Consider the following 24,434-nt stretch of genomic DNA (forward strand, 5'->3'; position numbering starts at 1 on the left):
GCCACGCAGCATGCGCAGGCGCGACCGGCACTGGGAAAGGACGCGAATTATAGCATTGGCCGGGGTTGGCCCCCTGATGGCCCATGTCCTAGCGAGGCGCGACCGCGCCGTGTTCCACGTGGAACCAGGCCCCGCGCGAGCGTTCTCCAAGCCCGGCAGGGGGCTCAGTCCCGGTCAGGAAGATCTGGGCGCCGCTGCCGAGCAGGCGATCCAGCACGCGCTGCTGGTGCCGGCGGTCCAGCTCCGAGGCGAGATCGTCCAGCGCGATCACCGGCCATTCCCCGCGCTGGACCGCGTAGTCCTGCGCCTGGGCCAGCAGGCAGGACAGGGCGGTGAGCTTGGCCTGGCCGCGCGACAGGGTCTCGCGCTGGGGCAGGGCGGCGTAGTCGACGCGCCAGTCGGCGCGATGCGGCCCCACGCCGGTATGGCCGAACTGCCGGTCGCGATCGCGCGTCACCAGCAGCGCGTCGGCCAACGACAGCTCCTGGCGCTTCCAGCCGGGCGCAAAAGCCAGCTGCGCGCGCCCAAGCATGGGCACCAGCGCGTCCGCGGCCTCCGAGAGCTGCGTCTGCAGGCGGTCGAGGTAGGCCAGACGGTGCGCGGTCACCGCTTCCCCGGCATCGGCCAGCTCCGCATCCCATGCGTCCAGCTGGGCCAGGCTACCGCCGGACTTCAGCAGGGCGTTGCGCTGCTTGAGGGCGCGGTTGTAGCGCCGCCAGGTCGGCAGAAAGTCCTGTTCCACGTGGAACAGGCCCCAATCCAGGAAGCGCCGGCGTGGCTCGCCGCCGCCGGTCACCAGCGCGTGACTGCCCGGTTCGAAGCTCACGACGGCCAGTGCCGCGCACAGATCGCCGAGCTGGGCCACGTTGTTGCCGTCCAGGCGCCCCTGCCACTCCTGACCGCTGTGGCGCAGGCCGGCCTTGCGCAGCCGCTCGTGGCCGGCCTCGGTCCATTCGACGAAGACTTCGACCGCGTCGCTGCCGGTCCGGATCAGTCCGTCGCGGACGCGGCCACGGAAGCTGCGCCCCCAGGCCATGAGGTGCAGGGCTTCCAGCAGGCTGGTCTTGCCGGCGCCGTTGTCGCCGGTAATGAGGTTCAGGCCTGGTGCGGGCACCAGCTCGACCCGTTCGAACCGGCGTAGTCCGCCCACGACCAGCCGCGTCACGTCCAAGGTCGAACGCTCCCAAACGGCGACGCCCGGAAAACTCCGGGCGTCGCGTCGTGTTTCACGTGGAACAGCACTGGGGTCAGAGGCGCAGCGGCATGACGACGTGGCGCGAACGCTGGCTGCCGGCCTCACGCACCAGCGCCGAGGAGTTCGCATCGCGCAGCTGGATCACGATGTGCTCGTCGCGCAGGGCCGAGAGGGCATCGAGCAGGTAGTTGACGTTGAAGCCGATCGCCAGCGATTCGACCTTGGTGTCGGCCTCGATCTCTTCCTGCGCCTCTTCCTGCTCGGGATTGTGCGCGCTGACCTTGAGCTGGCCGGGCGAGAGTTCCACGCGCACACCGCGGTACTTCTCGTTGGACAGGATCGCGGCGCGCTGCAGGGCGGCACGCAGGACCTCGCGGTCCAGTTTGACCTCGATATCGGCGCCGATCGGGATCACCGCCTCGTAGTCGGGGAAGCGGCCGTCGATCAGCTTGGAAGTGAAGGTGACATCGTCGCGCTTGACGCGGATGTGGCTGCGGCCGACTTCCAGCTCCAGCGCGCGGTCGCCGCCTTCCAGCAGGCGCTGCAGCTCGGTCACGCCCTTGCGCGGGACGATGATCTGACGCTTGGTCAGGCTGCCGCCGGTCTCCAGGCCCGATTCGCACAGCGCCAGGCGGTGGCCGTCGGTGGCCACGCAGCGCAGCGAGGTATCGCGCAGGTCGAACAGCAGGCCATTGAGGTAATAGCGCACGTCCTGCTGCGCCATGGCGAACGCGGTGCGCTCGATCAGCTCCTTCAGCGCCGCTTCCGGCACGGTGACGCGCTCGGTGGCCTCGACCTCGTCGACCGACGGGAAATCGTTGGCCGGCAGCGTGGCCAGGGTAAAGCGGCTGCGCCCTGCGGCGACGCTGACCTTGTCGCCGGTCTGGCTGACGGTGATGCGGCTGCCATCGGGCAGGGCGCGCACGATTTCGAACAGCTTGCGTGCCGGGATCGTGGTCTCGCCGTCCTGGGCGTCCTCGACCGCGCTGCGCGCAATCATTTCGACTTCCAGATCGGTGCCGGTCAGCGAGAGCTGGCCGTTGTTCACCTGCACCAGGAAATTGGCCAGCACGGGCAGGGTCTGACGACGCTCCACCACATTGACCACTTGCGCCAGGGGTTTGAGGAAAGCTTCTCGCTGCAGGCTGAAACGCATCGTGGGTGTCCCGGTGCTCTAGGTTTTTAGAAGTGTATAAATCTTAAAAGCTGATGGTGATGGTTGCCGCGGATTTCCGGGAAAACCGATCTAACCTATTGATCAGCCTCGTTTTTATTCGCTTGAAACCCGGTGGATGGCGTGTCGGTTTGCTGCGGGAAAAACTGTGGACAACTTTCATCGTCAAATCGATCCACGCCTTATCCACAGCTTCGACCCCCTACCGCCCACCGGATGTTCCATGAATGCGGCGACCCGCACAGCATAGCCACCGCGGGGCCCGCCCGCTCACTCGCTGAGCTTGCGGATCAACTTGTCCCAGTCTTCCTTGAGCTTGCCGTCGGACTCCATCAGCGTGCGGATCTGCCGGCAGGCGTGCAGCACGGTGGTGTGGTCGCGTCCGGCGAAGGCGTCGCCGATCTCGGGCAGGCTGTGTTCGGTCAGCTCCTTGGTCAGGGCCATGGCCACCTGGCGCGGGCGCGCCAGCGAGCGGGTGCGGCGCTTGGACAGCAGATCCTTGATCTGCAGGCCGTAGTAGTCGGCCACGGTCTTCTGGATGTTGGGGATGCCGATGGCCTGCTGCTGGGCGCGCAGCAGGTCGCGCAGGGTCTCCTGGGCGAACTCCGGCGTGATCGCCCGGCCCAGGAAGTTGGCGCGCGCGGCCAGCGTGTTGAGAGCGCCTTCCAGGTCGCGCACGTTGGAGCGCATCTTCTTGGCCAGCAGGAAGGCCACATCGTCGGGGATGTGGGTGCCGCGCTCGGCCGCCTTGGACAGCACGATGGCCGCGCGGGTCTCGAAGTCGGGCGGGTCGATGGCCACCGACAGGCCCCAGGCCAGGCGCGACTTCAGCCGCGGCTCCAGCCCCTCCACCTCGCGCGGGTAGCGGTCGCAGGTCAGGATGATCTGCTGGCGACCGTCGAACAGCGCGTTGAAGGTGTGGAAGAACTCTTCCTGGGTGCGGTCCTTGCCGGCGAAGAACTGGATGTCGTCGATCAGCAGCGCGTCGACCTGCTGGAAGCGGCGCTTGAACTGATCCATGGTCCGCTCGATCAGCGCCTTGGTCATGGCGCTGAAGAACTGCTCCGAGCGCAGGTACAGCACACGCGCGGCCGGGTTCTGCCGGCGCATCTCGTTGCCGGCCGCGAACATCAGATGCGTCTTGCCAAGCCCGGTGCCGCCGTACAACAGCAGCGGGTTGTGGGCGCGATCGCCGGGCTTCTGCGCGGCCTGCCAGGCAGCGGCGCGGCCGAGCTGGTTGCTGCGCCCTTCGACGAAGTTGTCGAAGGTGTAGTGCGTATCGAGGTTGCCGGCGAAGGGCTCGACCGGCGCGGTGGCCGCGGTGGTCAGCGAGGCGCTCGCGCCGTTGCCCGAGGCGGCGGCCGGCTCGGCCGCCTTGGCCCGCGAGCCCACCGCCAGCGAGACCTGGTCGAAGCCGGCGTAATGGTCGATCAGCTCACGGATGCGCGGCAGGTAGCGCTCGCGCACCTGGTCGACGATGAAGGCGTTGGGCGCATAGAGCACGACCGCGTCGGGACGCTGTTCGGCCTGCAGCGGCTTGAGCCAGGTGTGGACATCTTCGGCCGGCAGTTCGGCTTCCAGGCGTTCTAGGCAGCGGGGCCAGGCATCCATCTTTGAGAGATCGGTCATCCAGCGCCGGGCCAGCTCGCGCAGCCCGACGGCACGTGGAAAAGAGGGTCGGGCAGGGTACCACGTCGTCCGCTTTGCCCACCGTCCGACCACCGCTCATCCACAGTTCCATCCACAGGCCGGGCACACGCAAGCTTGACGTGCGCTTTGGCCGCCCCGTAGAATTTCCGGTTCTTTCCACCCCTTATCGCCTGAGAGTGCCCCATGGCCACCAAGCGCACCTACCAGCCCAGCAACCTCAAGCGCAAGCGCGACCACGGTTTCCGTGCCCGCATGAAGACCGCTGACGGTCGCAAGATCCTCGCCCGTCGCCGCGCGAAGGGCCGCAAGACGCTCTGCGCCTGATGCCTCGCGCCGCGCCTGGTGCGCGGCCGGTCATCACAGCATGCGTTTGCACACCAAGCCCGCGCCGCGCAACGGCGCGGGCTTTGTCGTGCCATGAGTCCTGACGTTTCGTCCAAGACCTTTCCCCGCCGGGCGCGCGTGCGCACCTCGGCCGAGTACACCCGGGTCTTCGGCCTCGCCCGCCGCCACGCCACGCCGCTGATCGCCCTGTACCTGGCGGCCGGTGGCGAACAGGCGCGCCTGGGCCTGGCGGTCTCGCGCAAGGTCGACAAGCGCGCGGTCGGACGCAACCGCATCAAGCGCGTGCTGCGCGACCACTTCCGTGCGCTGCGCCTGGCGCTGCCGGCCGGCGACTACGTGTTGGTGGCACGCCCGGCGGCCGCGCAGGCCTCGGCCGCGCAGCTGCGCGCGGCCTTCGACCAGCTGCTGCAGCGCGCCGGCGCGTTGCCCGCCCCGGATGCGGGCGGCACAATGCGCCCCGCGCCAGTGCGCCCCTCCTCTTCCCTTTCCACGCCGGACGCTGCAACCGGCTGAGACTGCCTGCTTCCATGAACCAGACCCGTGTTTTCCTGATCTTCGCCTGGCTGATGGTGGCGACCCTGTTGTGGATGGAGTGGGGCAAGTGGAAGACCGCCCAGGACCATCCGGCCACCCCGGTGGCGGCGGCCACGACGACGCCCGCGGCCGATGCCGGCGGCAGCGGCGTGCCCAGCACCGAGGGGCTGGCGACCACGCCGTCGCCCGGCACCGCCGCGTCCACGACCGCGCCGGCCAATTCCGCCGCCGCCGCGCCGGCCGCGGCTTCGACCCAGGTCACCGTCACCACCGACACGCTCAAGCTGGTCATCGACGGCAGCAAGGTGCTGCGCGCGCAGCTGCTGCAGTACCCGCAGAGCCGCGATCCCGGCGCGCCGCCGGTGGAACTGTTCAACCAGAACCCCGCCCAGCTCTACACCGCCGGCCTGGCCTGGACCAGCCAGGGCAGCGCCGCGCCGGGCCCGGGCGCGGTGTTCCGCCCCGAGCAGCCGCAGCGCGATTACGTGCTGGCCAGCGGCCAGGACAGCTTGCGCATTCCCTTCGTCTGGGAAGGCAACGGCGTGCGCATCGTGCGCACCTTCACCATCACCCGCGGCGCCTATCTGGTCGGCGTCTCCGACCAGGTCACCAACACCGGCAGCGCGCCGTGGACGGCGGTGATCTATCGCCAGCTCGAGCGCACGCCGCCGCCGCCGGTCAAGGGCGGCATCACCAACCCGCATGCCTTCAGCCTGGTCGGCGCCGCGTGGCGCACCGCCAGCGGGGCTTACGAGCGCCGCAAGTTCGGCGACGACTACCTGGAAGACGGCAAGCTCAACCAGGACATGAAGGGCGGCTGGATCGCGATGCTGGAGCATCACTTCCTCAGCGCCTGGGTGCCCGATCCGCAGCAGCCGGCGCTGGTGTCGCTGGATGAGCGCACCGTCGGCGGCGTGCGCCGTTACCTGGTCAGCGAGACCGGCCCCAGCCTGACCGTGGCGCCGGGCCAGACCGGCACCACCGATGCGCGGCTGTGGGTCGGCCCGAAGCTGGTCAAGGCGATCAAGGCCTCCGGCATTCCCGGCCTGGACAGCGCGGTGGACTACAGCCGCTTCGCGCCGCTGGCGGTGATCGGCTCGGGCCTGTTCTGGATCCTGAGCCATTTGCACGATCTGCTCGGCAACTGGGGCTGGTCGATCATCGGTCTGGTGGTGGTGGTCAAGCTGGTGCTGTTCCCGCTGTCCTCGGCCCAGTACAAGTCGATGGCCAAGATGCGCAAGTTCCAGCCGCGCATGCAGCAGCTCAAGGAGCGCTACGGCGAGGATCGGGCCAAGCTGCAGCAGGCCATGATGGAGCTGTACAAGAAGGAGAAGATCAACCCGATGGGCGGCTGTCTGCCGATCCTGGTGCAGATGCCGATCTTCCTGTGCCTGTACTGGGTGCTCAACGAGTCGGTCGAGCTGCGCCAGGCACCGTGGATCCTGTGGATCCACGACCTCACCGCGCGCGATCCCTACTTCATCCTGCCGGTGCTCAACGTGCTGGTGATGTGGCTGACGCAGAAGCTCTCGCCGACCACGGGCATGGACCCGACCCAGGCCAAGATGATGCAGTTCATGCCGCTGATCTTCGGCGCCACCATGGCCTTCTTCCCCTCCGGCCTGGTGCTGTACTGGGTGACCAACGGCAGCCTGGGCCTGTTGCAGCAGTGGTGGATGGGCCGCGTCCACGGCCAGCCCTCGCTGGGCAAGCCGGAAAGCGACAAGCCGGACAAGACGGTCCGCAAGTAAGTCGCTCGACGCCTCACCGCAAAAGCCCGCCGTCTTCGGCGGGCTTTTGTTTTGTCTCTCTCACGGTGATGGATCGCGGCGTGTGGGCGTTGCGGCTTCGGATGGGCAGGGGCGACTCGCGTCAAGTCACAACGCTTCGGTTTGCGCGGTCGTTCAAGCCCCTCCCTCCCAACCAACGCGATCAGCGACGGGAAGGCATCGACTTGAGGCCCCCTCCCTTGCGCGCAGCGCAGGGGAGGGATGGGGAGGGGTCGGGGCTTTACCGGGCAAGCCACAGAAGCGAAGAGCAAAAGCACCCCACCCCGGCCCTCCCTTTCGCCGCAGGCGAAGGGGAGGGGGCAGAGCGCTTGCTCGATGCCTTCGGGTCGGAAGGAGCCCTGGTCTATCCGCCGCGAAAGCCTCGATCCTGGCGGACGCGCGGAGAGCGGGCCAGGGATGGCGGACCGAGCCGCGGAGCCGCGCCCGGCCGGGTCGAGGCTGCTCGGCGAAGTCCGCTCTCCATGACCGCGCTCATGTCATCAGCCGGCGTGTCCTCTGCACGCCTGCGAAGCCTCTTTTGTTTTTGGGCGGCAGCACGGGCACGATGCCGGGCGCCGCACTGTCCTCATCGAATCCGCACGCCATGCACGCATCGCCCTCGCACACCGACACCATCGCTGCCGTGGCCACTGCCGCCGGCGCGGGCGGGGTGGGCATCGTGCGCCTGTCGGGCCCGCGTGCGAGGCAGATCGCCAAGGCGATGGGCGCGGGCGAGTTGGCGCCGCGGCAGGCGCGCTATGCGCGCTTCGTCGACGGCGCGGGCGAGGTGATCGACGATGGCATCGCGCTGGCCTTCGTCGCTCCGGCCAGCTTCACCGGCGAGGACGTGGTCGAACTGCAGGCGCACGGCAGTCCGGTGGTGTTGCGTGCGCTGGTGGCGCGCGCCTGCGCGCTGGGTGCGCGCCAGGCGCGGCCGGGCGAGTTTTCCGAACGCGCCTTCCTCAACGGCAAGCTCGACCTGGCCCAGGCCGAGGCGGTGGCCGACCTGATCGCCGCCGGCGATGCGCGCGCGGCGCGTGCGGCGCGGCGTTCGCTCGATGGCGTGTTCTCGCGCCGCGTCGAAGCGCTGGCCGAGCAGCTGCTGCGGCTGCGGGTCCACGTGGAGGCGGCGATCGACTTCGCCGACGAGCCGCTGGAGACTCTGGGCGGCGCGGCCGTGCATGCCGGCGTGCAGGCGCTGCTGGCCGACCTCGGGCAGCTGCTGGACGAAGCCCAGCGCGGTCGCCGGCTGCGCGATGGCCTGCACGTGGTGATTGTCGGGCCGCCCAACGCCGGCAAGAGCTCGCTGCTCAACGCCCTGGCCGGGCGCGAACGCGCCATCGTCACCGACACTGCCGGCACCACGCGCGACACGCTGCACGAAGTGATCCGCATCGACGGCGTCGAACTGACCCTGGTCGACACCGCCGGTCTGCGTGACGGCGGCGATGCGATCGAACGCGAGGGCATGCGCCGCGCCGGCGACGAACTGCGCCGCGCCGATGTGGCGCTGGTGATGCTCGACGCACGCGATCCGCAGGCCGGCCGCGCCGCGGTGGCCGATGTGCTGGATCCGGCCACGCCCAAGCTGTGGCTGCACAACAAGCTCGACCTGTTGCCCGACGCGCCGCGCCTGGACCAGGACGCGCTGGCGCTGTCCACGCGCACCGGCGCCGGCCTCGATGCGCTGGTCGCGCGCCTGCAGGCCCTGGCGCTGGGCCAGGCCGGCGCCGCGGTGGAGGGAGAATTCTCGGCGCGCGCCCGCCACGTGCAGGCGCTGGAAGACGCACGCGAGCACGCGACACTGGCAAAACGCGAGCTCGATCACGAATCCCTGGCGCTGGCCGCCGAAGAACTGCGCCTGGCCCACGACGCGCTGGGCGAGATCACCGGCAGGATCTCGCCCGACGCCTTGCTGGGCCGGATCTTTTCCACGTTCTGCATCGGCAAGTGACCCGCCCGGGCAGTTGACAACCGCGGCGCTTGACGCGAGTTTCGCCACTTGGTCTGCGCCATGCGGACCCTTCAGGGGAACCATCGATGTCCAAGCTCACACCGACCGCCCTGCGGCCCGTGGCCGCCTTTGCGCTGCTGGGACTGCTCGCCGCCTGCTCGCAGCAGCCTGCTTCCACGCCGGCCGCCAGCACGCCGCCGCCGGCCGACCCGCAGAGCGCCGCGCAGGCCATCGCCGCCGATGCCGCGCCCAAGGGCGCGGTGGCGGCCAGCGTGCAGGCCATGAGCACCGACGATCTGCGCGCCGCCGCCACGCGTGCGATCGGCCAGAACCGTCTGTACGCACCGGCCGGCGACAATGCGGTGGAGTACTACCTGGCCCTGCGCGACAAGCAGCCCGACGATCCGGCGGTGACCAGCGCGCTGACCGACTTCATGCCCTACACGGTGATCGCCGCCGAGCAGAGCATCGGCCGCAAGGACTTCGACGAGGCCCGGCGCCTGCAAGCGCTGATCCGCAAGGCCGATCCGAACGCGCCGTCCCTGCCACGCCTGGCGGCGGCCACCGAGGCCGGCGAGAAGCTGCTGGCCCAGCAGAGCAGCGACGAGGTGGCCAAGGCCAAGGCCGCCGCTGAGGCCAAGACCAGGGAGGCCCAGCGCCTGGCCGAACAGGCGGCCCAGCAGAAGCAGGCAGCGCAGGCACCGGCCGCCCAGCCGCGCGCCGCGCGCGAGGACAACACCCGCGATGCGCCGGCCGCACCCGCGTCCGCGCCCGCGCCGCGCCCGCAGGCCGCCGCCGAACGTCCGGCGCCGGTTGCGGCAGCGCCAGCCGAGCCATCGGGATCGCCCTCGTCCGCGTCGGCCGCCTCCAGCGGCGAGCGGCGCCTGCTCAGCGCGCCGCCGCCGCGTTATCCGATGGATGCGCTGCGCGCCGGCACCAGCGGCCAGGTGGTGGTGGAGATCACCATCGGCGGCGATGGCGATGTCAGCAACGTGCGCGTGGTCCAGGCCACGCCGCCGCGCGTGTTCGATCGCGCCGCGCTGACCGCGGTCAAGCGCTGGAAGTTCGAGCCCACCGGCACCACCAGCACCACGCGCCGCACGATCGCCTTCAACCCCGGCTGAGCGCGCCCGCAACGCAAAAACAAGGGCCGGCATTGCCGGCCCTTGTTCGTTGCGGGCGATGCAGGCTCAGCCGGAGATCGCCAGCTGCTCGCCGCGGTAGCGGCGCACCGCCAGGAACCACATCAGCCCGGCCAGGGCGAAGCTGGCGCCCAGGTAGATGCCCCACTGCGCCGGCGCGACGACCTCGCCCCGCACGACCTTCAGGATCAGCTGGTTCTGCGCCAGGAACGGCACGGCGAACTGCCACAGCTGGGTCTTGACCGGGTTCACCATCAGCACGATCGAGGGCAGCATCGGCAGCAGCATCAGCCAGCTCATGTGGCTCTGCGCTTCCTTCATGCTCTTGGCCGTGGCCGACAGGTAGGTCAGCAGCGTGGTGCCGATGAAGACCATCGGCATCAGGATCAGCAGCAGCAGCGCGATGGTGGAAAAGCTCACCGCCATCTGCCGCCCGACCGTGGGCGAGATCACCGCGGTGAGCTTGAACATCAGCAGGGTCAGCGCCAGCGACAGCAGTGCCACCGCGCAGGCCGCGGCGACCTTGCCGCTGACCACCGCGCCGCGCGGGGCGGGCGTGGCCAGCAGTGGCTCCAGCGACTGGCGTTCGCGCTCGCCGGCGGTGCCGTCCATGATCAGGTAGGCGCCGCCGATGAAGGCGCTGAGGATCAGCAGGTACGGCAGCAGCACGCCGACCAGCCGGCCGCGCTTGGCTTCCTCGGAGGCCATGTCGGTGTCGCTGATCTGCAGCGGCGCGGCGGCCGCAGGGCTGACGCCGCGCGCGAGCAGGCGCAGTGCGCCGACCTGGCTGTTGTAGGCGCGCAGCAAGGCCTGCACGCGCTTGACCGGCACCTCGGCGTTCTGCCGGGTCGAGTCGCTCAGGACCTCCACCGGCGCCGGTTCGCTCTTGCGCCACTTCTCGCCGTAGTCATCGCCGATGCGCAGGATCACGTCGGCCTTCTGCTCGGCGATGGCCGCGGCGACATCGGCCGGGGGATCGACGATGGTGACGTTCTGGCCTTCCAGCCAGGCGATCAGATTGGGCGCGTGCTGCTTGCCGATCACCGGCAGTTCCAGCGGCTTGTCGGTCAGGTCGCGGATGCGGTTCTCGGTCAGGGTGAACAGCCCGATCAGCAGCACCGGCACCAGCACCGGACTCAGCAGCAGCGAGAGCGCCACGGTGCGGCGGTCGCGGAAGAAGTCGAGCAACTCCTTGCGCATCACCACCCACAGAGTCTTGAGACTGTTCATGCCAGCAGGCCCTCCTCCGAACCGATCGCTTCGACGAAGGCGTCCTCCAGGTTGTCCCGGCCGTACAGCGCGCGCAGTTCATCGGGTGTGCCGGCGGCCACCACCGTGCCCTTGGCGATGATCACGATGCGATCGCACAGCGCGGCCACCTCCTGCATGATGTGGCTGGAGAACACCACGCAGCGACCTTCGCCGCGCAGCTGCTTGAGAAATTCGCGCAGGCCGCGGGTGGTCATCACGTCCAGGCCGTTGGTCGGTTCGTCCAGTACGACGTTGCGCGGGTCGTGCACCAGCGCGCGGGCGATGGCGGTCTTGGTGCGCTGGCCCTGGCTGAAGCCCTCGGTGCGCCGATCCAGGAAGTCGGTCATGTTCAGCGCGTGCGCCAGGCGCTCGGTGCGCGCGGCGATGGTGGCCTTGTCCAGGCCGTGCAGCGCGCCGAAGTAGGCGATGTTCTCGCGAGCGGTCAGGCGCTTGTACACGCCGCGCGCGTCGGGCAGCACGCCCAGTGCGCGCCGCGCGGCCTGCGGATCGGCGGCCACGTCCAGCCCGTCGATCAGCACCTGCCCCTGATCGGGCTGCATCAGCGTGTAGAGCATGCGCAGGGTGGTGGTCTTGCCGGCGCCGTTGGGGCCGAGCAGGCCGGTGATCTGGCCGTCGGCGGCGGTGAAGTCCACCCCGCTCACGGCCTTGACCACGGTCTTCTTCGATTGGAAGGTCTTGTGGAGATTCTGCAGGGCGATCATGGGTCCCATCCGTAGAAGCCGGTGAAGGGCGGGGTGTCGGTGAGGCGGTCCAGGCACGTGGCGTCCAGCGACTTGGCGTCGGCCTTGTCCAGGAACTGGCCCAGCAGCTGCGGCGCGCAGCCCACGGCGATGACGTTGTGGCCCTGGCCCTTGAGCACCAGGTGGCGCGCGTTGGGCAGCGACTTGGCGACTTCTGCGCCATAGCGCGGCGGGGTCACCGGATCGAACTGGCCGCTCAGCAGCAGCGCCGGCACATCGGTGGACAGCGGCTTGCGGAAGTTCGCCGCGCGCGTGCCCTTGGGCCATACCGCGCACTGCGCCTTGAGCCCCTCGACGATGGCGTTGCCCAGCAGCGAGCCGTCCTGCCTGGGATCGGGTGCGAGCTCGCTGCCGTCCTCGGCGCAGATCACCGACAGCTGCATGCCCATGGCCATCGAATCGGAGAGCGAGCCGCCGATCAGGCTGGCCGTGGCGGCCAGCGTGTCGTAGCGGCCCTGCGCGGCTTCGGCGAACTGCAGGGGCAGGGTGGCGGTCATCAGCGGCATGTAGGCGGACATGCGCACCAGCCCGGCCACATCGCCGGCGTGCAGGGTTTCCTGGCGCGCCGCGCCGGTGACCGGGTCGCGGAAGTTCACCGTCGGCGGCTGCGTGCGCAGGGTCTGCATCAGCGCGTTGAGGCGCTGGCGCGGGTTGCCCAGCTTGTCGGCGCAGGCCTTGTCGTTGGCGCAGCGGGCGAACTGCAGGTCCAGCGCGCTTTCCAGGTTCTGCGCGAACTCGTTGCCCAGCACCAGCGAATTGGGCGCCACGCCGTCGAGCACGATGGCGCGCGTGTGCTGTGGATAGGTGGCCGCGTACTGCTGGGCCACGCGCGTGCCGTAGGACACGCCGACCAGATCGATCCTGGCCGCGCCGATGGCCTGGCGCACCGCATCCAGGTCGGCGATCGCATCGCCGGTGGTGTAGAAGCGCGGGTCGGCCTTCTTCTCCAGCTGCGCCAGGCAGCTGCGCGCATAGGCGCCGGCGGCATCGGGCGTGTCGATGTCCTGCGCCTTGTCCGGCTGCGGGCATTGCAGCGGATTGGAGCCGCCGGTGCCGCGCTGGTCGACCAGGATCACGTGGCGCTTGGCGTTGACCTTGGCGAAGGCCGTCTGCAGCTGCGGATAGGTATCCAGCGCCGACTGGCCCGGGCCGCCGGCCAGCATGAACACCGGATCGGGCTCGGCCGAGGTGTCGTTCTGCGCCGGCACCCAGCCGATGCGCAGGGCGATCTTGCGTCCGCCCGGGGCGGCGCGGTTCTCCGGCACCTGCAGCGTGGCGCACTGGGCCTCCACCGAGGCGGGCATCAGCGGCGCGCTGAGCGTGCAGGGCTTGAACTCCAGCGTGCCCAGCGTGCGCGCCTGCGCCGCCGGGACACTGGCCGCCAGCAGCAGGGCTGGCCACCACCATCGTTGTTGCATGGGACTCTCCTTGGAAGGCATCCGTGGTCCGGATGTGGATGCTGACATGACGCGCGGCGCCGGCCGATGTGACCGGGTGCGGCGCCGCTTACGGTTCGAACAGGAAGATCGCCTCGATCGACTCGCCGAACAGCCGGGCGATCTGGAAGGCCAGCGGCAGGCTCGGGTCGTACTTGCCGGTCTCGATCGAGTTGATGGTCTGGCGCGACACGCCCAGGCGCTCGCCCAGCACCGCCTGCGACCAGCCGCGCGCCTCGCGCAGTTCGCGCACGCGGCTGTTCACAGGTACTTGCGCAGCTGCCAGGTGTAGACCACCAGCTGCACCACCATCAGCCATACGCCCACCCAGAGCAGGGCGTTGCCGGCGTCGATCCGCACCAGCCCCAGGCGCAGCAGCAGCCAGACGGCGAAATAGCCCTGCGAGACCAGCAGCGCCGCCAGCGCCCAGCTTTCCACCTCCAGCTTGCGCATCAGCTCGTCCAGCTGGCGCAGGCGCAGCACCGTGGCCGCCACGAACAGCCCCATCGCCAGCAGCGGCAGCGCGCCCAGGACCAGCACCTTCAGCGGCGAGGCGGTCTGCGGCACGCCCCAGCGCGCCAGCAGCACCAGCAGCACGTACAGCGCCAGGGCGATGCCGCTGAACCAGCGCACGCGCCGGTCGGCGCAGGCGCCGTGTTCGCGGGCCTCCAGCAGCAGGAAATAGGTGCGGCGGGCACCGGGGATCAGCAGCACCAGCAACAGCACGGCCAGCGCGGTGCCCATGCCCGCCGCCATGCCCAGCAGCGTCTGCCGCCCCTCGGCGCTGAGCGTGGGCAGCAGGCCCGGCACCAGCGCCAGCACCGCCACCACGGCGGCCGGGGCCGCGATCAGCGGCAGGCGCCAGCGCAGCGAGCGCGGCGGGGGTGTGGTCTGGTCATTCATCGGCGTGCCCGGCCTGTGGCGGGAGGCGGCGCGCCTGGGCGCGGTCGTGCAACGGAAGCGGTGTCCATGCGAAGCGCGATGTCAAGGAAGGTTGACATCATCCTGCGCGCGGCAGCGGCGTCGTGTCAAGCACGCTTTACATCGCGGCCAGGCGCTATTTCGAGCTGATGTATTTCTCGCGACGGATCTGCGGGATCGGCAGGCCTTCGCCCTTCAGCGCCTCGAAGCAGGCGTCGACCATGTCCGGGTTGCCGCACAGGTAGGCGATGTCGCGGGCCGGGTCGGGCGCGATGCCCGGCAGGGCCTGCTGCACATAGCCGTGGTGCGCGCCGGCCTGCCGCTCGCGCGAGAGGCAGGGCAGGTAGGAGAAGCCCGGGTGCGCGGCGGCGAAGGCGGCGAACTCGTCGTGGTAGAGCAGCTCGCCCAGGGTGCGCGCGCCCTGCAGCAGCACCACCTCGACGCCGCGCCCGGCCATGGCCGCGGCCAGCGCCGGCAGCATGGCCCGGTACGGCGTCACGCCGGTGCCGGTGGCGATCAGCACATAGCGCGCGTTGGCATCGCCCGGCTGCAGGGTGAAACGGCCGAACGGCCCGCTGGCCTGCACCACCTGGCCCGGGGTCAGCGCCTCGAACAGCGCCGTGGCCGCCCCGCCCGGCACATAGCTCACCGCCATCTCCACCGTGCCGTCGGCCGCCGCGCCGGGCGTGCGCACGTTGGCCAGCGAATAGCTGCGCCGCGCCGCGCTGCCGTCGGCCATGGTGAAGTGCACCTGGATGAACTGCCCGGGGATGAAATCCAGCGCGGCCTGGTCGGCGCGGCGGAACACGTAATGGCCCACGCTCGGGGCCAGCATGCGGCGGGCGATGAATTCCAGCGGAAACTGCGCGATGGCCAAGGCGTGGAACGGTCTGATGCCCGGAGCGGCCGGGGCGGGGCACCTATAATAGGGCTCTGTCCGTCAGGCGGGCCCGACGCCCGCGCCAAGGCCTTCCATGACCTCGCTCTCCCCTGTCGCCGGTCCCGTGCCGGCGCTGTCCATCGTCGATCTGAAAAAGCGCTACGACAACGGCGTCGAAGCGCTCAAGGGCGTGTCGCTGAGCGTGGAGCCCGGCGATTTCTTCGCCCTGCTCGGGCCCAACGGCGCCGGCAAGTCCACGCTGATCGGCATCATTTCCTCGCTGGTCAACAAGACCTCCGGGCAGGTGCAGGTGTTCGGCACCGACCTGGTCGCGCACCGCGACGCGGCCATGCGCCTGATCGGCCTGGTGCCGCAGGAGATCAACTTCAACCTGTTCGAGAAGCCCTTCGACATCCTGGTCAACTACGCCGGCTTCTACGGCATCCCGCGCGATGAGGCCGTTCCGCGCGCGGAAGAGGAGCTCAAGCGCGCGCAGCTGTGGGACAAGGCCTTCCTGATGAGCCGCACGCTCTCCGGCGGCATGAAGCGGCGGCTGATGATCGCCCGCGCCATGATGACCCGCCCGCGCCTGCTGATCCTGGACGAACCCACCGCCGGGGTGGACATCGAGATCCGCCGCGGCATGTGGAAGACGCTGCGCGAGATCAACGCCGCCGGCACCACGATCATCCTCACCACCCATTACCTGGAGGAAGCCGAGAGCCTGTGCCGCAACCTGGCGATCATCAACCACGGCCGCATCGTCCAGCAGGGCCCGATGCGCGCGCTGCTGGCGCAGCTGGACGTGGAGGGCTTCCTGCTGGACATCGACGGCGAGCTGCCCGCGCAGCTGCCGGTGATCGAGGGCGCCACGCTGCTGGCCGCCGACCCGCATACGCTGGATCTGGACATGCCGCGGCAGATGGAACTCAACCGCGTGTTCGACGCGCTCGATGAGGCCGGCATCCGCGTGCGCTCGATGCGCACCAAGTCCAACCGGCTCGAAGAGCTGTTCGTCCGCATGACCGCTGCGCCCGCCGCCGCGCAGGAGACCTCCGCATGAGCAGCCCCCCGACCCTGGTGCCGACCACCAGCAACGCCCGCCGCAACCTGACCGCGCTGTGGACCATCACCCGCCGCGAGATCGCCCGCATCCTGCGCATCTGGGGCCAGACCCTGGTGCCGCCGGCGATCACGATGACGCTGTACTTCCTGATCTTCGGCGGCCTGATCGGCTCGAAGATCGGCGACATGGGCGGCTTCTCCTACATGCAGTTCATCGTGCCGGGCCTGGTGATGATGAGCGTGATCCAGAACAGCTACGGCAATATCTCCTCCAGCTTCTTCGGCGCCAAGTTCGGGCGCCACGTCGAGGAGCTGCTGGTCAGCCCGATGCCCAACTGGGTGATCCTGCTGGGCTACGTGGCCGGCGCGGTGCTGCGCGGTCTGATGGTCGGCGCCATCGTGCTGGCGATCGCGATGTTCTTCACCCCGGTACGCGTGCCGCATCCGCTGGTGACGCTGAGCACGGTGCTGCTGGGTGCGACCATCTTCTCGCTGGCCGGCTTCGTCAACGCGGCCTATGCCAAGAAGTTCGACGACATCGCCATCGTGCCGACCTTCATCCTGACCCCGCTGACGTATCTGGGCGGCGTGTTCTATTCGGTCAAGCTGCTGCCGGGCTGGGCCGAGGCCGCCACGCACCTCAACCCGATCTTCTACATGGTCAACGCCTTCCGCTACGGCCTGCTGGGCAGCTCGGACGTGCCGCTGTGGGTGGCCTATGCGCTGATGCTGGGCTTCGTCGTCGCCCTGGCCGCGCTGGGCCTCTACCTCCTCAAGCGCGGCGTGGGGCTGCGCAGCTGACGGCCGCATCGGGCCCTGCGTCAGCGACGCACGGCCCGGCCGGTGCGGCGGTCCACTGCCGCGCACTACACTTGCCGGCCATCCCCAGGCAAAGGAGTGCGACATGAGGCAGGTGGTCATGACCGTGGCGGTGCTGAGCGGCGCGTTGGCGCTGGCGGCGTGCAAGCCGCAGCCGCAGCCGCCCTCGGCGCAGGACGCCGCCGCGCCCGCGGCGAGCGCGCCGGCCGATTCGGCGCCCGCCGCGGCCAAGGACACCGCGTCGGCCGCGACCAAGGGCTTCGATCCGGCCAGCCTGCCGGTGTCGAGCGTGGCGCTGGGCGACTTCCCCTACCTCAAGCTGCCCGATGGCTACGTGCCGACCAACAAGGCGGAGCTGGCCGAGTTCGACCAAGTGCCGCTGTGGACGGGCGACCGGCTCGAGCCGGTGGAAGGCCGGATCTGGTGGACCAATGTCAGCGCGGCGCAGGGCAGGACGTTCTCGCAGCTGGAACTGACCCGCAACATCGAGGCGGCGGTGGCGGCCATGGGCGGGCGCAAGATCTTCGACGGGCAGATCCCCGCCGAGGCGCGCGACCAGCTCAAGAGCTGGCGCGGCGATCCGACCACCCGCTTCGTCGATGGCCTGGGCGACTTCTACAACAACCCCGTGCAGGTGTTCGTGGTCCATCGCGCCGACCGCGACATCTGGATCCACCTGTGCAGCTATCAGTTCGGCGCCGGGCTGCTGATCGCCGAGACCAAGCCGCTGCAGATCACCGCCGGCCTGCTGCCGGCCAGCGCGCTGAAGGCGCAGATCGACAAGGCCGGCAAGGTCGCGCTGCACGTCAACTTCGCCACCGACAAGACCGAGATCCTGCCCGACTCGCAGCCGCAGATCGCCCAGGTCGTGCAGCTGCTCAAGGACGATCCGGCGCTGAAGCTGGCCGTCAACGGCTATACCGACAACACCGGCGAGGCGGCGCACAACAAGGCGCTGTCCGAAGGCCGGGCCAAGGCGGTGGTGGCCGCGCTGACCGCGCAGGGCGTGGAGGCCGCGCGCCTGTCCGCCGCCGGCTTCGGCCAGGCCGACCCGGTGGCCGACAACAGCAGCGAAGACGGCAAGGCCAGCAACCGCCGGGTCGAGCTGGTCAAGCAATGACCGCAACGCGCGCGATGGCGCAGCACGCGCCTGCGTGCTTACATGCCTGCCGTTGACCGAGTAAGAGGCAAGGCATGCGCATCCTGGTATTGGGGGCCGGCGGCACCGGCGGCTATTTCGGCGGTCGCCTGGCGCAGGCCGGGGTCGATGTGACCTTCCTGGTGCGCCCGGCGCGCGCCGAGCAGCTGGCCCGCGACGGGCTGGTGATCGAGAGCCCGCTGGGCGACGCGCACCTGGCCGTGGCCTGCGTCACCGCCGAGGCGCTGCCGGCGCTGGCGGCGCAGCGGCCCTTCGACCTGGTGCTGCTGAGCTGCAAGGCCTACGACCTGGACAGCTCGCTCGACGCCATCGCCCCCGCGGTCGGCGCGGACACCACCGTGCTGCCGATCCTCAACGGCCTGCTGCACTACGCGGCACTGGATGCGCGCTTCGGCGCGGACAGGGTGCTGGGCGGGCTCTGCTTCATCAGTGCGATGAAGGGCGATCGGGGCCAGATCGTGCACCTGGGCAAGGCGGCCTCGATCACCTTCGGCGAGCGTGACGGCAGCGGGCAGACGCCGCGCGTGCAGGCCCTGGCCGCGGTGCTGGCGCAGGCCGGGGTGCAGTACGAGGCGCGCAGCGACATCGCCGTGGCGCAGTGGACCAAGTACAGCTTCCTCACCGCGCTGGCGGGGGCGACCTGCCTGATGCGCGGCAGCGTCGGTGCGATCGTGGCCTGCGAGGGCGGGCGCGACTTCATGACCGGCCTGTACCGCGAGTGCCTGGACGTGGCCGCGGCGGCGGGCGCCAAGGTGCCCGAGACCGCGCAGGCCTCGATGCTGGAGGTGCTCACCCAGCCCGGCTCGTCGCTGACCGCCTCGATGCTGCGCGACCTGCAGGCCGGCCAGCGCGTCGAAGCCGCGCACATCGTCGGCGACATGGCCCATCGCGCCGCCCATTTCGGCCTGCGCGTGCCACGCCTGGACACGGCCTGGATCCACCTGCAGGTCTACGCCGCGCAGCTCGGCTGACTCCTTCGCGCCGCCGCCACGCGCCGCTGCCGATGCTGCGCGGCGTTGCGTTCTAGGGGAGCGGTGCCATGAAGGGTTTGTCCGGGTTGTTCAAGGCCGGCCACGTGCTGGTGATCTTCATGTTCGTGCTGTGCGGCGTGGCCCTGCTGTGGCTGGCCGCGCAGGAGCTGTGGCACGGCCTGGTCCAGGCGCCGGCCGGGGCGGACATGCGGGCGCGCTTCAACACCGTGCTCGAGTGCGTGGGCCTGCTGACCATCGCGCTGGTGTCGATCGAGCTGGGCCAGACGATCTTCGAGGAAGAGGTGCTGCGCGACGTCAAGGTCAGCGGGCCCACGCGCGTGCGCCGCTACCTGTCGCGCTTCCTGGTGGTGGTGGTGATCGCGCTGTCGATCGAGACGCTGGTGTCGGTGTTCGAGATGGCGCACGAGGCGCCCAGCCAGCTGCCATATGCGGCGTCCATCGGCGCCACCGCCGCGCTGCTGCTGGTGTCCTGGGGCGTGTTCGTGCGCTTCAACCGCGCCGCCGAGGAGCTGGAGCCCGAGGCGATGGCCGATGCCAAGCGCGAGGACGACAAGGTCGAGTCCTAGACCGCTTGGCCAGGCAGGCCGAAGAACGCGCGCGCGGTCGCGGTGGTGGCCTGGGCGATGCGGTCCGCGTCCTCGCCGCGGTCGCGCGCCAGTTCCTCGGCGATGTGCGGCAGGAAGGCCGGCTCGTTGCGCCGGTCCTTCGGCAGCGGCCTGAGCGTGCGCGGCAGCAGGTAGGGCGCGTCGGTCTCGATCATCAGCCGCTGCGCCGGGATGCTGGGGACCAGCGCGCGCAGGTGCGCGCCGCGGCGCTCGTCGCACAGCCAGCCGGTGATGCCGATATGCCAGTCCTGGTCGAGGTAGTCGAACAGCTCCTCGCGCGTGCCGGTGAAGCAGTGCACCACCGCCGCCGGCAGCCGGCCGTCGAACTGCTTCATGATCGCCATGAAGTCCGCATGCGCATCGCGCTGGTGCAGGAACAGCGGCTTGCCGGTGTCCACCGCGGTCTGCAGCTGCCGCTCGAAGGCACGCCGCTGCGCCGGGCGCGGCGAGAAGTCGCGGTTGTAGTCCAGCCCGCATTCGCCCACGGCCACCACTTCCGGCTGCGCGAGCAGGGCGCGCATCTCGGCATCGCATTCCTCGGTGTATTCGACCGCGTGGTGCGGATGCACGCCGGCGGTGGCGAACAGCACGCCCGGATACGCGCGCGCCAGGTCCAGCGCCTTGGGCGAATGCTCGCGGCTGGCGCCGGTGATCACCAGCTGGGCCACGCCGGTGGCGCGCGCGCGCTGCAGCACAGCGTCGCGGTCGCGGTCGAAGGACTCGTGGGTGAGGTTGGCACCGATGTCGATCAGCTGCATGGAGCGTGGCGCACGAACGTGGGGGCGGCCATTGTAGGGCGTGGCCGACGCGCGCCTTATCCTGTGCGCGATGTCCGCACCTTCCTTCCCCATCGCTTCGCTGCTGCCGCAGATCACCGCCTCGCTGGCCGACCATCCGCGCCTGGTGCTCGAGGCCCCGCCCGGCGCCGGCAAGACCACCCAGGTGCCGCTGGCCCTGCTCGACGCGCCGTGGCTGGAAGGCCGCAGGATCGTGATGCTCGAACCGCGCCGCGTGGCCGCGCGCGCCGCCGCCGGCTTCATGGCGCGGCAGCTGGGCGAGGCGGTGGGTGAGACCGTCGGCTATCGCATCCGCTTCGAGAACAAGGTCGGCCCGCGCACGCGGATCGAGGTCGTGACCGAAGGCATCCTCACCCGCATGCTGCAGGACGACCCGCTGCTGGAAGGCGTCGGCGCGCTGCTGTTCGACGAATTCCACGAACGCCACCTGGCCGGCGACCTCGGCCTGGCCCTGGCGCTGGACGTGCAGGCCGGCCTGCGTGAAGACCTGCGCATCGTGGTGATGTCGGCGACGCTGGATGGCGAGCGCCTGTCGCAGTGGCTGGACGCGCCGCGCCTGACCAGCGCCGGCCGCAGCTTCCCGGTGGCGGTGTCGCATTTCCCCGCGCGCCGCGACGAGGCGCTGGAGTCGCAGGTGCGCCGCGCGATCGAGCAGGCGCTGGCCGAGCAGCCCGGCGACCTGCTGGTGTTCCTGCCCGGGCAGCGCGAGATCGGCAAGGTCGAAGCCGCGCTGGGCCACAGTCCGGCGCTGGGCCAGGCGCGCGTGCTGGCCCTGCATGGCGAGCTGCCGGTCGAGCGCCAGTCCGAGGTGCTGCAGCCCGATCCCGACGGTCGCCGCCGCGTGGTGCTGGCCACCAACGTGGCCGAGTCGTCGGTGACCCTGCCCGGCGTGCGCGTGGTGATCGACAGCGGCCTGGCGCGCGAGCCGCGCTTCGACCCCAACTGCGGCTTCTCGCGGCTGGATGTGGTGAGCATCGCCCAGGCCTCGGCCGACCAGCGCGCCGGGCGCGCCGGGCGCGTCGCCGAGGGCGTCGCCTGGCGGCTGTGGCCGGCCTCGCAACGGCTCGAACCGCAGCGCCGCCCCGAGCTGGCCCAGGTCGAGCTGGCCGCGCTGGCGCTGGAGCTGGCCGCCTGGGGCAGCGACGCGCTGCGCTTCCCCGATCCACCGCCGGCCGGCGCGCTGGCCGCCGCGCGCGACCTGCTGCGCAAGCTCGGCGCGCTGAGCCAGGCCGGCACCATCACCGAGACCGGGCGGCGGATGCTGCGCCTGGGCACGCATCCGCGCCTGGCGGCGATGCTGCTGGCCGCGCCGGCCGGACCGCGGCGCGCCGTGGCCTGCGACCTGGCCGCCCTGATCGAGGCGCGCGATCCGCTACGCCAGGCCGGCGATGGCCTGGCCGCGCGCTGGCGCGCCCTGGCGGCGTTCCGCAACGGGCGCGTGCCGGGCGATGCGCATCGCGGCGGCCTGGCGGCCATCGACGCCGCCGCGCGCCAGTGGCGCCGCCGCGTGCGCGAGGACGCCAGCGCCCCGGCCGAACTGGACGCACACGTGCTCGGCGATCTGCTCATCCACGCCTTCCCCGACCGCATCGGCTTCCGCCACGCGACCGATCCGCTGCGCTATGCGCTGAGCAACGGCCGCACCGCGCGCCTGTTCGACGACAGCAGCCTGCGCGGCGAGCCGTGGATCGTGGCCAGCGAGCTGCGCTTCGAGGCGCGCGACGGCCTGATCCTGCGCGGCGCGCCGGTGGACGAGGCTGCGCTGCGCCAGGCCTTCGCCGCGCGCTTCTCCACCGGCGACCACGTGCGCTGGGACGCGGATCGGCGCGCGCTGGTGGCCCAGCGCGAGACGCGCTTCGACGCCATCGTGCTGGACGCGCGCCCGGCCGGCCGCGTCGACCCGGCGCAGGCCGCCGGCGCACTGACCGAGGCGGTGCGCGAACTCGGCCTGGACGCGCTGCCGTGGACCCCGGGCCTGCGCCAATGGCAGGCGCGCGTGCAGAGCCTGCGCACCTGGATGCCCGAGCTGGCGCTGCCCGACCGCTCCGATGCGGCCCTGCTGGCCACGCTGGACCACTGGCTCACGCCCGCCTTCGCCGGCAAGACGCGCCTGGACGCGCTGGACGAGGCCACGCTGGGCGAGGCGCTCAAGTCCGGCCTGGACTGGCCACTGCGCCAGCGCATCGACGCCCTGGCGCCCACCCGCATCGCCGTGCCTTCCGGCCTGGAGCGGCCCATCGACTACGGCCTGGAACACGACGGCAGCCCGCGCGCGCCGGTGCTGGCGGTCAAGCTGCAGGAGCTGTTCGGCCTGGGCGATACCCCGCGCATCGCCGACGGGCGCGTGCCGCTGACCCTGCACCTGCTCTCGCCGGGCGGCAAGCCGCTGCAGGTCACCCAGGACCTGCGCAGCTTCTGGGCCAACACTTATGCCGAGGTACGCAAGGAAATGAAGGGCCGCTATCCCCGCCATCCCTGGCCCGACGACCCCTGGAGCGCCACCGCCACCCACCGCGCCAAGCCGCGCGGCACCTGAGCCCCTTTTTCTCGCTTTCGCGCCCACCTGTAGAGCGGAGCTTGTGGCAATCCCCTCTTGGGGACTCCGCTGCTCTTCGTTCTGTTCGTGGGGAGAGCCCCAGCGGAGCAAGCTCCGCTCTACAGGCAGGCCGCTGCGGGATTTGTGGAGACGGTTGCTCCCACCCAAGAGCGAGTGCCAAGTGAATCCCGGCATTCAGCCGGCGGCAGGCCTCGCGGCGCGGCGCACACAAGCCTTCCACACCGCGGCCGGGACACTGGCCGCCTGTCATCACCCAAGGGGGTCCCCCATGAGCAAGTTCTCCGACATCAGCGATCGCGCCCTGGAAACCGCCCTGGATCTGGTCCACCAGGCAGGCGACGGCCTGCGTCATGCCGGCAGCAGCGCGCGCGACCTGTTGCCCTCGCGCAACTCCAAGGCCGCCAAGCTGTTCAAGAGCAGCGCCGCGCTGGGCGCGGTGCGCACCGGCGGCAAGGTCGCCGGCAACTTCGTCAAGCGCAATCCGGTGGCCGTGGGCGCCGCCGCCGCGGTGGGCGTGGGCCTGATCGGCTATGCCGTCTATCGCAAGTACAAGGAAAAGCAGGGCCAGCCGCTCAACGGCAGCGCCCGGCGCCTGGAGCCGGCGACCACCCGCGGCAATGCCGGCGTGCGTTCGCGCTCGACCCGCTACAGCCGCGTGGCGCCGAAGGCGACGCCGGCCAAGGACTAAAGGTTTCACGCTGAGTCCTCGGCCGTCGCGCCGCAACGGCGGTAGCGGCGGCCGAGCCAGCTTCTCACCGACACCCGGCACCTCGCCGGGTGTTCGCGTTTCGGGCGTTGGCTGCTTCAGCCGTGCACGACGCGCCATTGACCCGGCTGCAGGCCGTCCAGCGCGATGCCGCCCATCGCCACGCGCACCAGCCGCAAGGTGGGCAGCCCCACCGCCGCGGTCATGCGCCGCACCTGCCGGTTGCGGCCCTCGCGCAGGGTCAGCGCCAGCCACGCATCGGGCACGGTCTTGCGCACCCGCACCGGCGGATCGCGCGGCCACAGCGCCGGCGGCGGATCGAGCAGGGCGGCGCGTGCGGGCAGGGTGGGGCCATCGTTCAACACCACGCCCGTGCTCAGCGCCTGCAGCTGCGCAGGCTGCGGCGTGCCTTCCACCTGAACCCAATAGGTCTTGTCCTGCTTGTGGCGCGGATCGGTCAGCCGATGCGCCAGCGCGCCGTCATCTGTGAGCAGCAGCAGGCCTTCGCTGTCGTAGTCCAGCCGGCCGGCCGCATAGACGTTTTTGGGCAGCCCGAAGCCGGCCAGTGTCGGCCGCGGCGTGGCGCTGCGGTCGGTGAACTGGCACAGCACGTTGAACGGCTTGTTGAAGGCGATCAGCACGGCGAAGCGGCGCGGGATGCAGGGGCCGCGCATTATCCCCCCGTGCGCAGCAACCCCATCGCGAAAGTCGCAGCGCGGGTG

The 24,434-nt window shown here is 70.6% G+C and carries 23 protein-coding genes; 12 read left to right on the top strand and 11 right to left on the bottom strand.

The genetic code is table 11. From position 1 onward, the window contains the following. Positions 1-88 precede the first annotated feature (88 nt). The 3 genes from recF to dnaA all read right to left on the bottom strand — a co-directional run bounded on the left by recF (position 89) and on the right by dnaA (position 3,980). Positions 89-1,171 carry a DNA replication/repair protein RecF gene (recF, locus tag ACFJIT_RS16590; RefSeq protein WP_379654317.1) on the bottom strand — a complete coding sequence of 361 codons (1,083 nt, stop codon included), beginning with the start codon at positions 1,169-1,171 and terminating at the stop codon, positions 89-91. A gap of 76 nt (positions 1,172-1,247) precedes the next feature. Continuing rightward, positions 1,248-2,351, bottom strand: coding sequence for a DNA polymerase III subunit beta (gene dnaN, locus ACFJIT_RS16595; protein ID WP_379654318.1), 1,104 nt, complete (start codon positions 2,349-2,351; stop codon positions 1,248-1,250). A gap of 288 nt (positions 2,352-2,639) precedes the next feature. Next, positions 2,640-3,980 carry a chromosomal replication initiator protein DnaA gene (gene dnaA, locus ACFJIT_RS16600; RefSeq protein WP_130520358.1) on the bottom strand — a complete coding sequence of 447 codons (1,341 nt, stop codon included), beginning with the start codon at positions 3,978-3,980 and terminating at the stop codon, positions 2,640-2,642. 222 nt (positions 3,981-4,202) lie between these two features. Here dnaA and rpmH point away from each other — a divergent pair, with 222 nt between their 5' ends. From rpmH to ACFJIT_RS16625, 5 genes are all read left to right on the top strand, one after another. Then, entirely contained in the window at positions 4,203-4,343 is a 141-nt protein-coding gene (rpmH, locus tag ACFJIT_RS16605) for a 50S ribosomal protein L34 (RefSeq protein ID WP_014162171.1), read from the top strand. Between the two features lie 93 nt (positions 4,344-4,436). Continuing rightward, the gene (rnpA, locus tag ACFJIT_RS16610) at positions 4,437-4,877 is read left to right on the top strand and encodes a ribonuclease P protein component (RefSeq protein ID WP_379654319.1); all 441 of its coding nucleotides are present in this window, start codon (positions 4,437-4,439) and stop codon (positions 4,875-4,877) included. 14 nt (positions 4,878-4,891) lie between these two features. Then, positions 4,892-6,649: a membrane protein insertase YidC gene (gene yidC, locus ACFJIT_RS16615; protein ID WP_130534190.1), complete on the top strand. Its 1,758-nt coding sequence runs from the start codon at positions 4,892-4,894 to the stop codon at positions 6,647-6,649. A gap of 622 nt (positions 6,650-7,271) precedes the next feature. Next, on the top strand, positions 7,272-8,621 hold the full coding sequence (mnmE, locus tag ACFJIT_RS16620) for a tRNA uridine-5-carboxymethylaminomethyl(34) synthesis GTPase MnmE (RefSeq protein ID WP_379654320.1): 1,350 nt from the start codon (positions 7,272-7,274) through the stop codon (positions 8,619-8,621). Positions 8,622-8,707: 86 nt separating this feature from the next. Continuing rightward, entirely contained in the window at positions 8,708-9,745 is a 1,038-nt protein-coding gene (locus tag ACFJIT_RS16625; protein ID WP_379654321.1) for an energy transducer TonB, read from the top strand. A 66-nt stretch (positions 9,746-9,811) separates the two neighbouring features. Here the strand turns inward: ACFJIT_RS16625 and ACFJIT_RS16630 are convergent, their stop codons facing one another. The 6 genes from ACFJIT_RS16630 to ACFJIT_RS16655 all read right to left on the bottom strand — a co-directional run bounded on the left by ACFJIT_RS16630 (position 9,812) and on the right by ACFJIT_RS16655 (position 14,967). Continuing rightward, positions 9,812-10,993 carry an ABC transporter permease gene (locus tag ACFJIT_RS16630; protein ID WP_379654322.1) on the bottom strand — a complete coding sequence of 394 codons (1,182 nt, stop codon included), beginning with the start codon at positions 10,991-10,993 and terminating at the stop codon, positions 9,812-9,814. Then, complete coding sequence (locus ACFJIT_RS16635) at positions 10,990-11,736, bottom strand: ATP-binding cassette domain-containing protein (protein ID WP_130520347.1); 747 nt, start codon at positions 11,734-11,736, stop codon at positions 10,990-10,992. The genes ACFJIT_RS16630 and ACFJIT_RS16635 overlap by 4 nt, the downstream gene beginning before the upstream one ends. Beyond that, entirely contained in the window at positions 11,733-13,193 is a 1,461-nt protein-coding gene (locus tag ACFJIT_RS16640; RefSeq protein WP_379654323.1) for an alpha/beta hydrolase, read from the bottom strand. The genes ACFJIT_RS16635 and ACFJIT_RS16640 overlap by 4 nt, the downstream gene beginning before the upstream one ends. A gap of 88 nt (positions 13,194-13,281) precedes the next feature. Continuing rightward, positions 13,282-13,476 carry a helix-turn-helix transcriptional regulator gene (locus ACFJIT_RS16645; RefSeq protein ID WP_379654324.1) on the bottom strand — a complete coding sequence of 65 codons (195 nt, stop codon included), beginning with the start codon at positions 13,474-13,476 and terminating at the stop codon, positions 13,282-13,284. Further along, on the bottom strand, positions 13,473-14,114 hold the full coding sequence (locus ACFJIT_RS16650) for a hypothetical protein (protein WP_379654325.1): 642 nt from the start codon (positions 14,112-14,114) through the stop codon (positions 13,473-13,475). The genes ACFJIT_RS16645 and ACFJIT_RS16650 overlap by 4 nt, the downstream gene beginning before the upstream one ends. 154 nt (positions 14,115-14,268) lie before the next feature. Beyond that, positions 14,269-14,967 carry an FAD-binding oxidoreductase gene (locus ACFJIT_RS16655; protein WP_379655791.1) on the bottom strand — a complete coding sequence of 233 codons (699 nt, stop codon included), beginning with the start codon at positions 14,965-14,967 and terminating at the stop codon, positions 14,269-14,271. A 139-nt stretch (positions 14,968-15,106) separates the two neighbouring features. On the opposite strand from ACFJIT_RS16655, the gene ACFJIT_RS16660 reads away from it, so the two are divergent. The 5 genes from ACFJIT_RS16660 to ACFJIT_RS16680 all read left to right on the top strand — a co-directional run bounded on the left by ACFJIT_RS16660 (position 15,107) and on the right by ACFJIT_RS16680 (position 19,613). Continuing rightward, a complete protein-coding gene (locus tag ACFJIT_RS16660; RefSeq protein ID WP_130520337.1) occupies positions 15,107-16,075 on the top strand; it encodes an ABC transporter ATP-binding protein in 969 nt (322 codons plus the stop codon). Further along, on the top strand, positions 16,072-16,878 hold the full coding sequence (locus tag ACFJIT_RS16665; RefSeq protein WP_337053200.1) for an ABC transporter permease: 807 nt from the start codon (positions 16,072-16,074) through the stop codon (positions 16,876-16,878). The genes ACFJIT_RS16660 and ACFJIT_RS16665 overlap by 4 nt, the downstream gene beginning before the upstream one ends. A 103-nt stretch (positions 16,879-16,981) precedes the next feature. After that, complete coding sequence (locus tag ACFJIT_RS16670) at positions 16,982-18,016, top strand: OmpA family protein (RefSeq protein WP_379654326.1); 1,035 nt, start codon at positions 16,982-16,984, stop codon at positions 18,014-18,016. A gap of 74 nt (positions 18,017-18,090) precedes the next feature. Next, entirely contained in the window at positions 18,091-19,026 is a 936-nt protein-coding gene (gene panE, locus ACFJIT_RS16675; RefSeq protein WP_379654327.1) for a 2-dehydropantoate 2-reductase, read from the top strand. A gap of 68 nt (positions 19,027-19,094) precedes the next feature. Next, complete coding sequence (locus ACFJIT_RS16680) at positions 19,095-19,613, top strand: hypothetical protein (protein WP_130524153.1); 519 nt, start codon at positions 19,095-19,097, stop codon at positions 19,611-19,613. Here the strand turns inward: ACFJIT_RS16680 and ACFJIT_RS16685 are convergent. Further along, positions 19,610-20,410, bottom strand: a complete 801-nt coding sequence (locus ACFJIT_RS16685) for a TatD family hydrolase (RefSeq protein ID WP_379654328.1) — start codon at positions 20,408-20,410, stop codon at positions 19,610-19,612. The genes ACFJIT_RS16680 and ACFJIT_RS16685 overlap by 4 nt on opposite strands. Positions 20,411-20,480: 70 nt before the next feature. On the opposite strand from ACFJIT_RS16685, the gene hrpB reads away from it, so the two are divergent. Together hrpB and ACFJIT_RS16695 are read left to right on the top strand one after the other, a co-directional pair. Continuing rightward, positions 20,481-22,985 carry an ATP-dependent helicase HrpB gene (gene hrpB, locus ACFJIT_RS16690; protein ID WP_379654329.1) on the top strand — a complete coding sequence of 835 codons (2,505 nt, stop codon included), beginning with the start codon at positions 20,481-20,483 and terminating at the stop codon, positions 22,983-22,985. Between the two features lie 289 nt (positions 22,986-23,274). Continuing rightward, positions 23,275-23,694, top strand: coding sequence for a hypothetical protein (locus ACFJIT_RS16695; protein ID WP_379654330.1), 420 nt, complete (start codon positions 23,275-23,277; stop codon positions 23,692-23,694). Positions 23,695-23,810: 116 nt separating this feature from the next. Here ACFJIT_RS16695 and ACFJIT_RS16700 read toward each other — a convergent pair whose 3' ends face one another. Continuing rightward, on the bottom strand, positions 23,811-24,353 hold the full coding sequence (locus ACFJIT_RS16700; protein WP_379655792.1) for a pseudouridine synthase: 543 nt from the start codon (positions 24,351-24,353) through the stop codon (positions 23,811-23,813). Positions 24,354-24,434 lie beyond the last annotated feature (81 nt).

Source organism: Pseudoxanthomonas sp. UC19_8, from assembly GCF_042700505.1.
GTDB lineage: Bacteria > Pseudomonadota > Gammaproteobacteria > Xanthomonadales > Xanthomonadaceae > Pseudoxanthomonas_A > Pseudoxanthomonas_A winnipegensis.

Bases quoted from the DNA above. Each gene is read 5' to 3' on its own strand.
- rnpA (WP_379654319.1), top strand. From the start codon at position 4,437: ATGAGTCCTGACGTTTCGTCCAAGACCTTTCCCCGCCGGGCGCGCGTG.
- ACFJIT_RS16680 (WP_130524153.1), top strand. From the start codon at position 19,095: ATGAAGGGTTTGTCCGGGTTGTTCAAGGCCGGCCACGTGCTGGTGATC.
- ACFJIT_RS16650 (WP_379654325.1), bottom strand. From the start codon at position 14,114: ATGAATGACCAGACCACACCCCCGCCGCGCTCGCTGCGCTGGCGCCTG.
- ACFJIT_RS16695 (WP_379654330.1), top strand. From the start codon at position 23,275: ATGAGCAAGTTCTCCGACATCAGCGATCGCGCCCTGGAAACCGCCCTG.
- ACFJIT_RS16630 (WP_379654322.1), bottom strand. From the start codon at position 10,993: ATGAACAGTCTCAAGACTCTGTGGGTGGTGATGCGCAAGGAGTTGCTC.
- dnaA (WP_130520358.1), bottom strand. From the start codon at position 3,980: ATGGATGCCTGGCCCCGCTGCCTAGAACGCCTGGAAGCCGAACTGCCG.
- ACFJIT_RS16635 (WP_130520347.1), bottom strand. From the start codon at position 11,736: ATGATCGCCCTGCAGAATCTCCACAAGACCTTCCAATCGAAGAAGACC.
- ACFJIT_RS16685 (WP_379654328.1), bottom strand. From the start codon at position 20,410: ATGCAGCTGATCGACATCGGTGCCAACCTCACCCACGAGTCCTTCGAC.
- yidC (WP_130534190.1), top strand. From the start codon at position 4,892: ATGAACCAGACCCGTGTTTTCCTGATCTTCGCCTGGCTGATGGTGGCG.
- ACFJIT_RS16670 (WP_379654326.1), top strand. From the start codon at position 16,982: ATGAGGCAGGTGGTCATGACCGTGGCGGTGCTGAGCGGCGCGTTGGCG.
- mnmE (WP_379654320.1), top strand. From the start codon at position 7,272: ATGCACGCATCGCCCTCGCACACCGACACCATCGCTGCCGTGGCCACT.
- ACFJIT_RS16625 (WP_379654321.1), top strand. From the start codon at position 8,708: ATGTCCAAGCTCACACCGACCGCCCTGCGGCCCGTGGCCGCCTTTGCG.
- dnaN (WP_379654318.1), bottom strand. From the start codon at position 2,351: ATGCGTTTCAGCCTGCAGCGAGAAGCTTTCCTCAAACCCCTGGCGCAA.
- ACFJIT_RS16660 (WP_130520337.1), top strand. From the start codon at position 15,107: ATGACCTCGCTCTCCCCTGTCGCCGGTCCCGTGCCGGCGCTGTCCATC.
- ACFJIT_RS16655 (WP_379655791.1), bottom strand. From the start codon at position 14,967: ATGCTGGCCCCGAGCGTGGGCCATTACGTGTTCCGCCGCGCCGACCAG.
- panE (WP_379654327.1), top strand. From the start codon at position 18,091: ATGCGCATCCTGGTATTGGGGGCCGGCGGCACCGGCGGCTATTTCGGC.
- ACFJIT_RS16665 (WP_337053200.1), top strand. From the start codon at position 16,072: ATGAGCAGCCCCCCGACCCTGGTGCCGACCACCAGCAACGCCCGCCGC.
- hrpB (WP_379654329.1), top strand. From the start codon at position 20,481: ATGTCCGCACCTTCCTTCCCCATCGCTTCGCTGCTGCCGCAGATCACC.
- ACFJIT_RS16640 (WP_379654323.1), bottom strand. From the start codon at position 13,193: ATGCAACAACGATGGTGGTGGCCAGCCCTGCTGCTGGCGGCCAGTGTC.
- rpmH (WP_014162171.1), top strand. From the start codon at position 4,203: ATGGCCACCAAGCGCACCTACCAGCCCAGCAACCTCAAGCGCAAGCGC.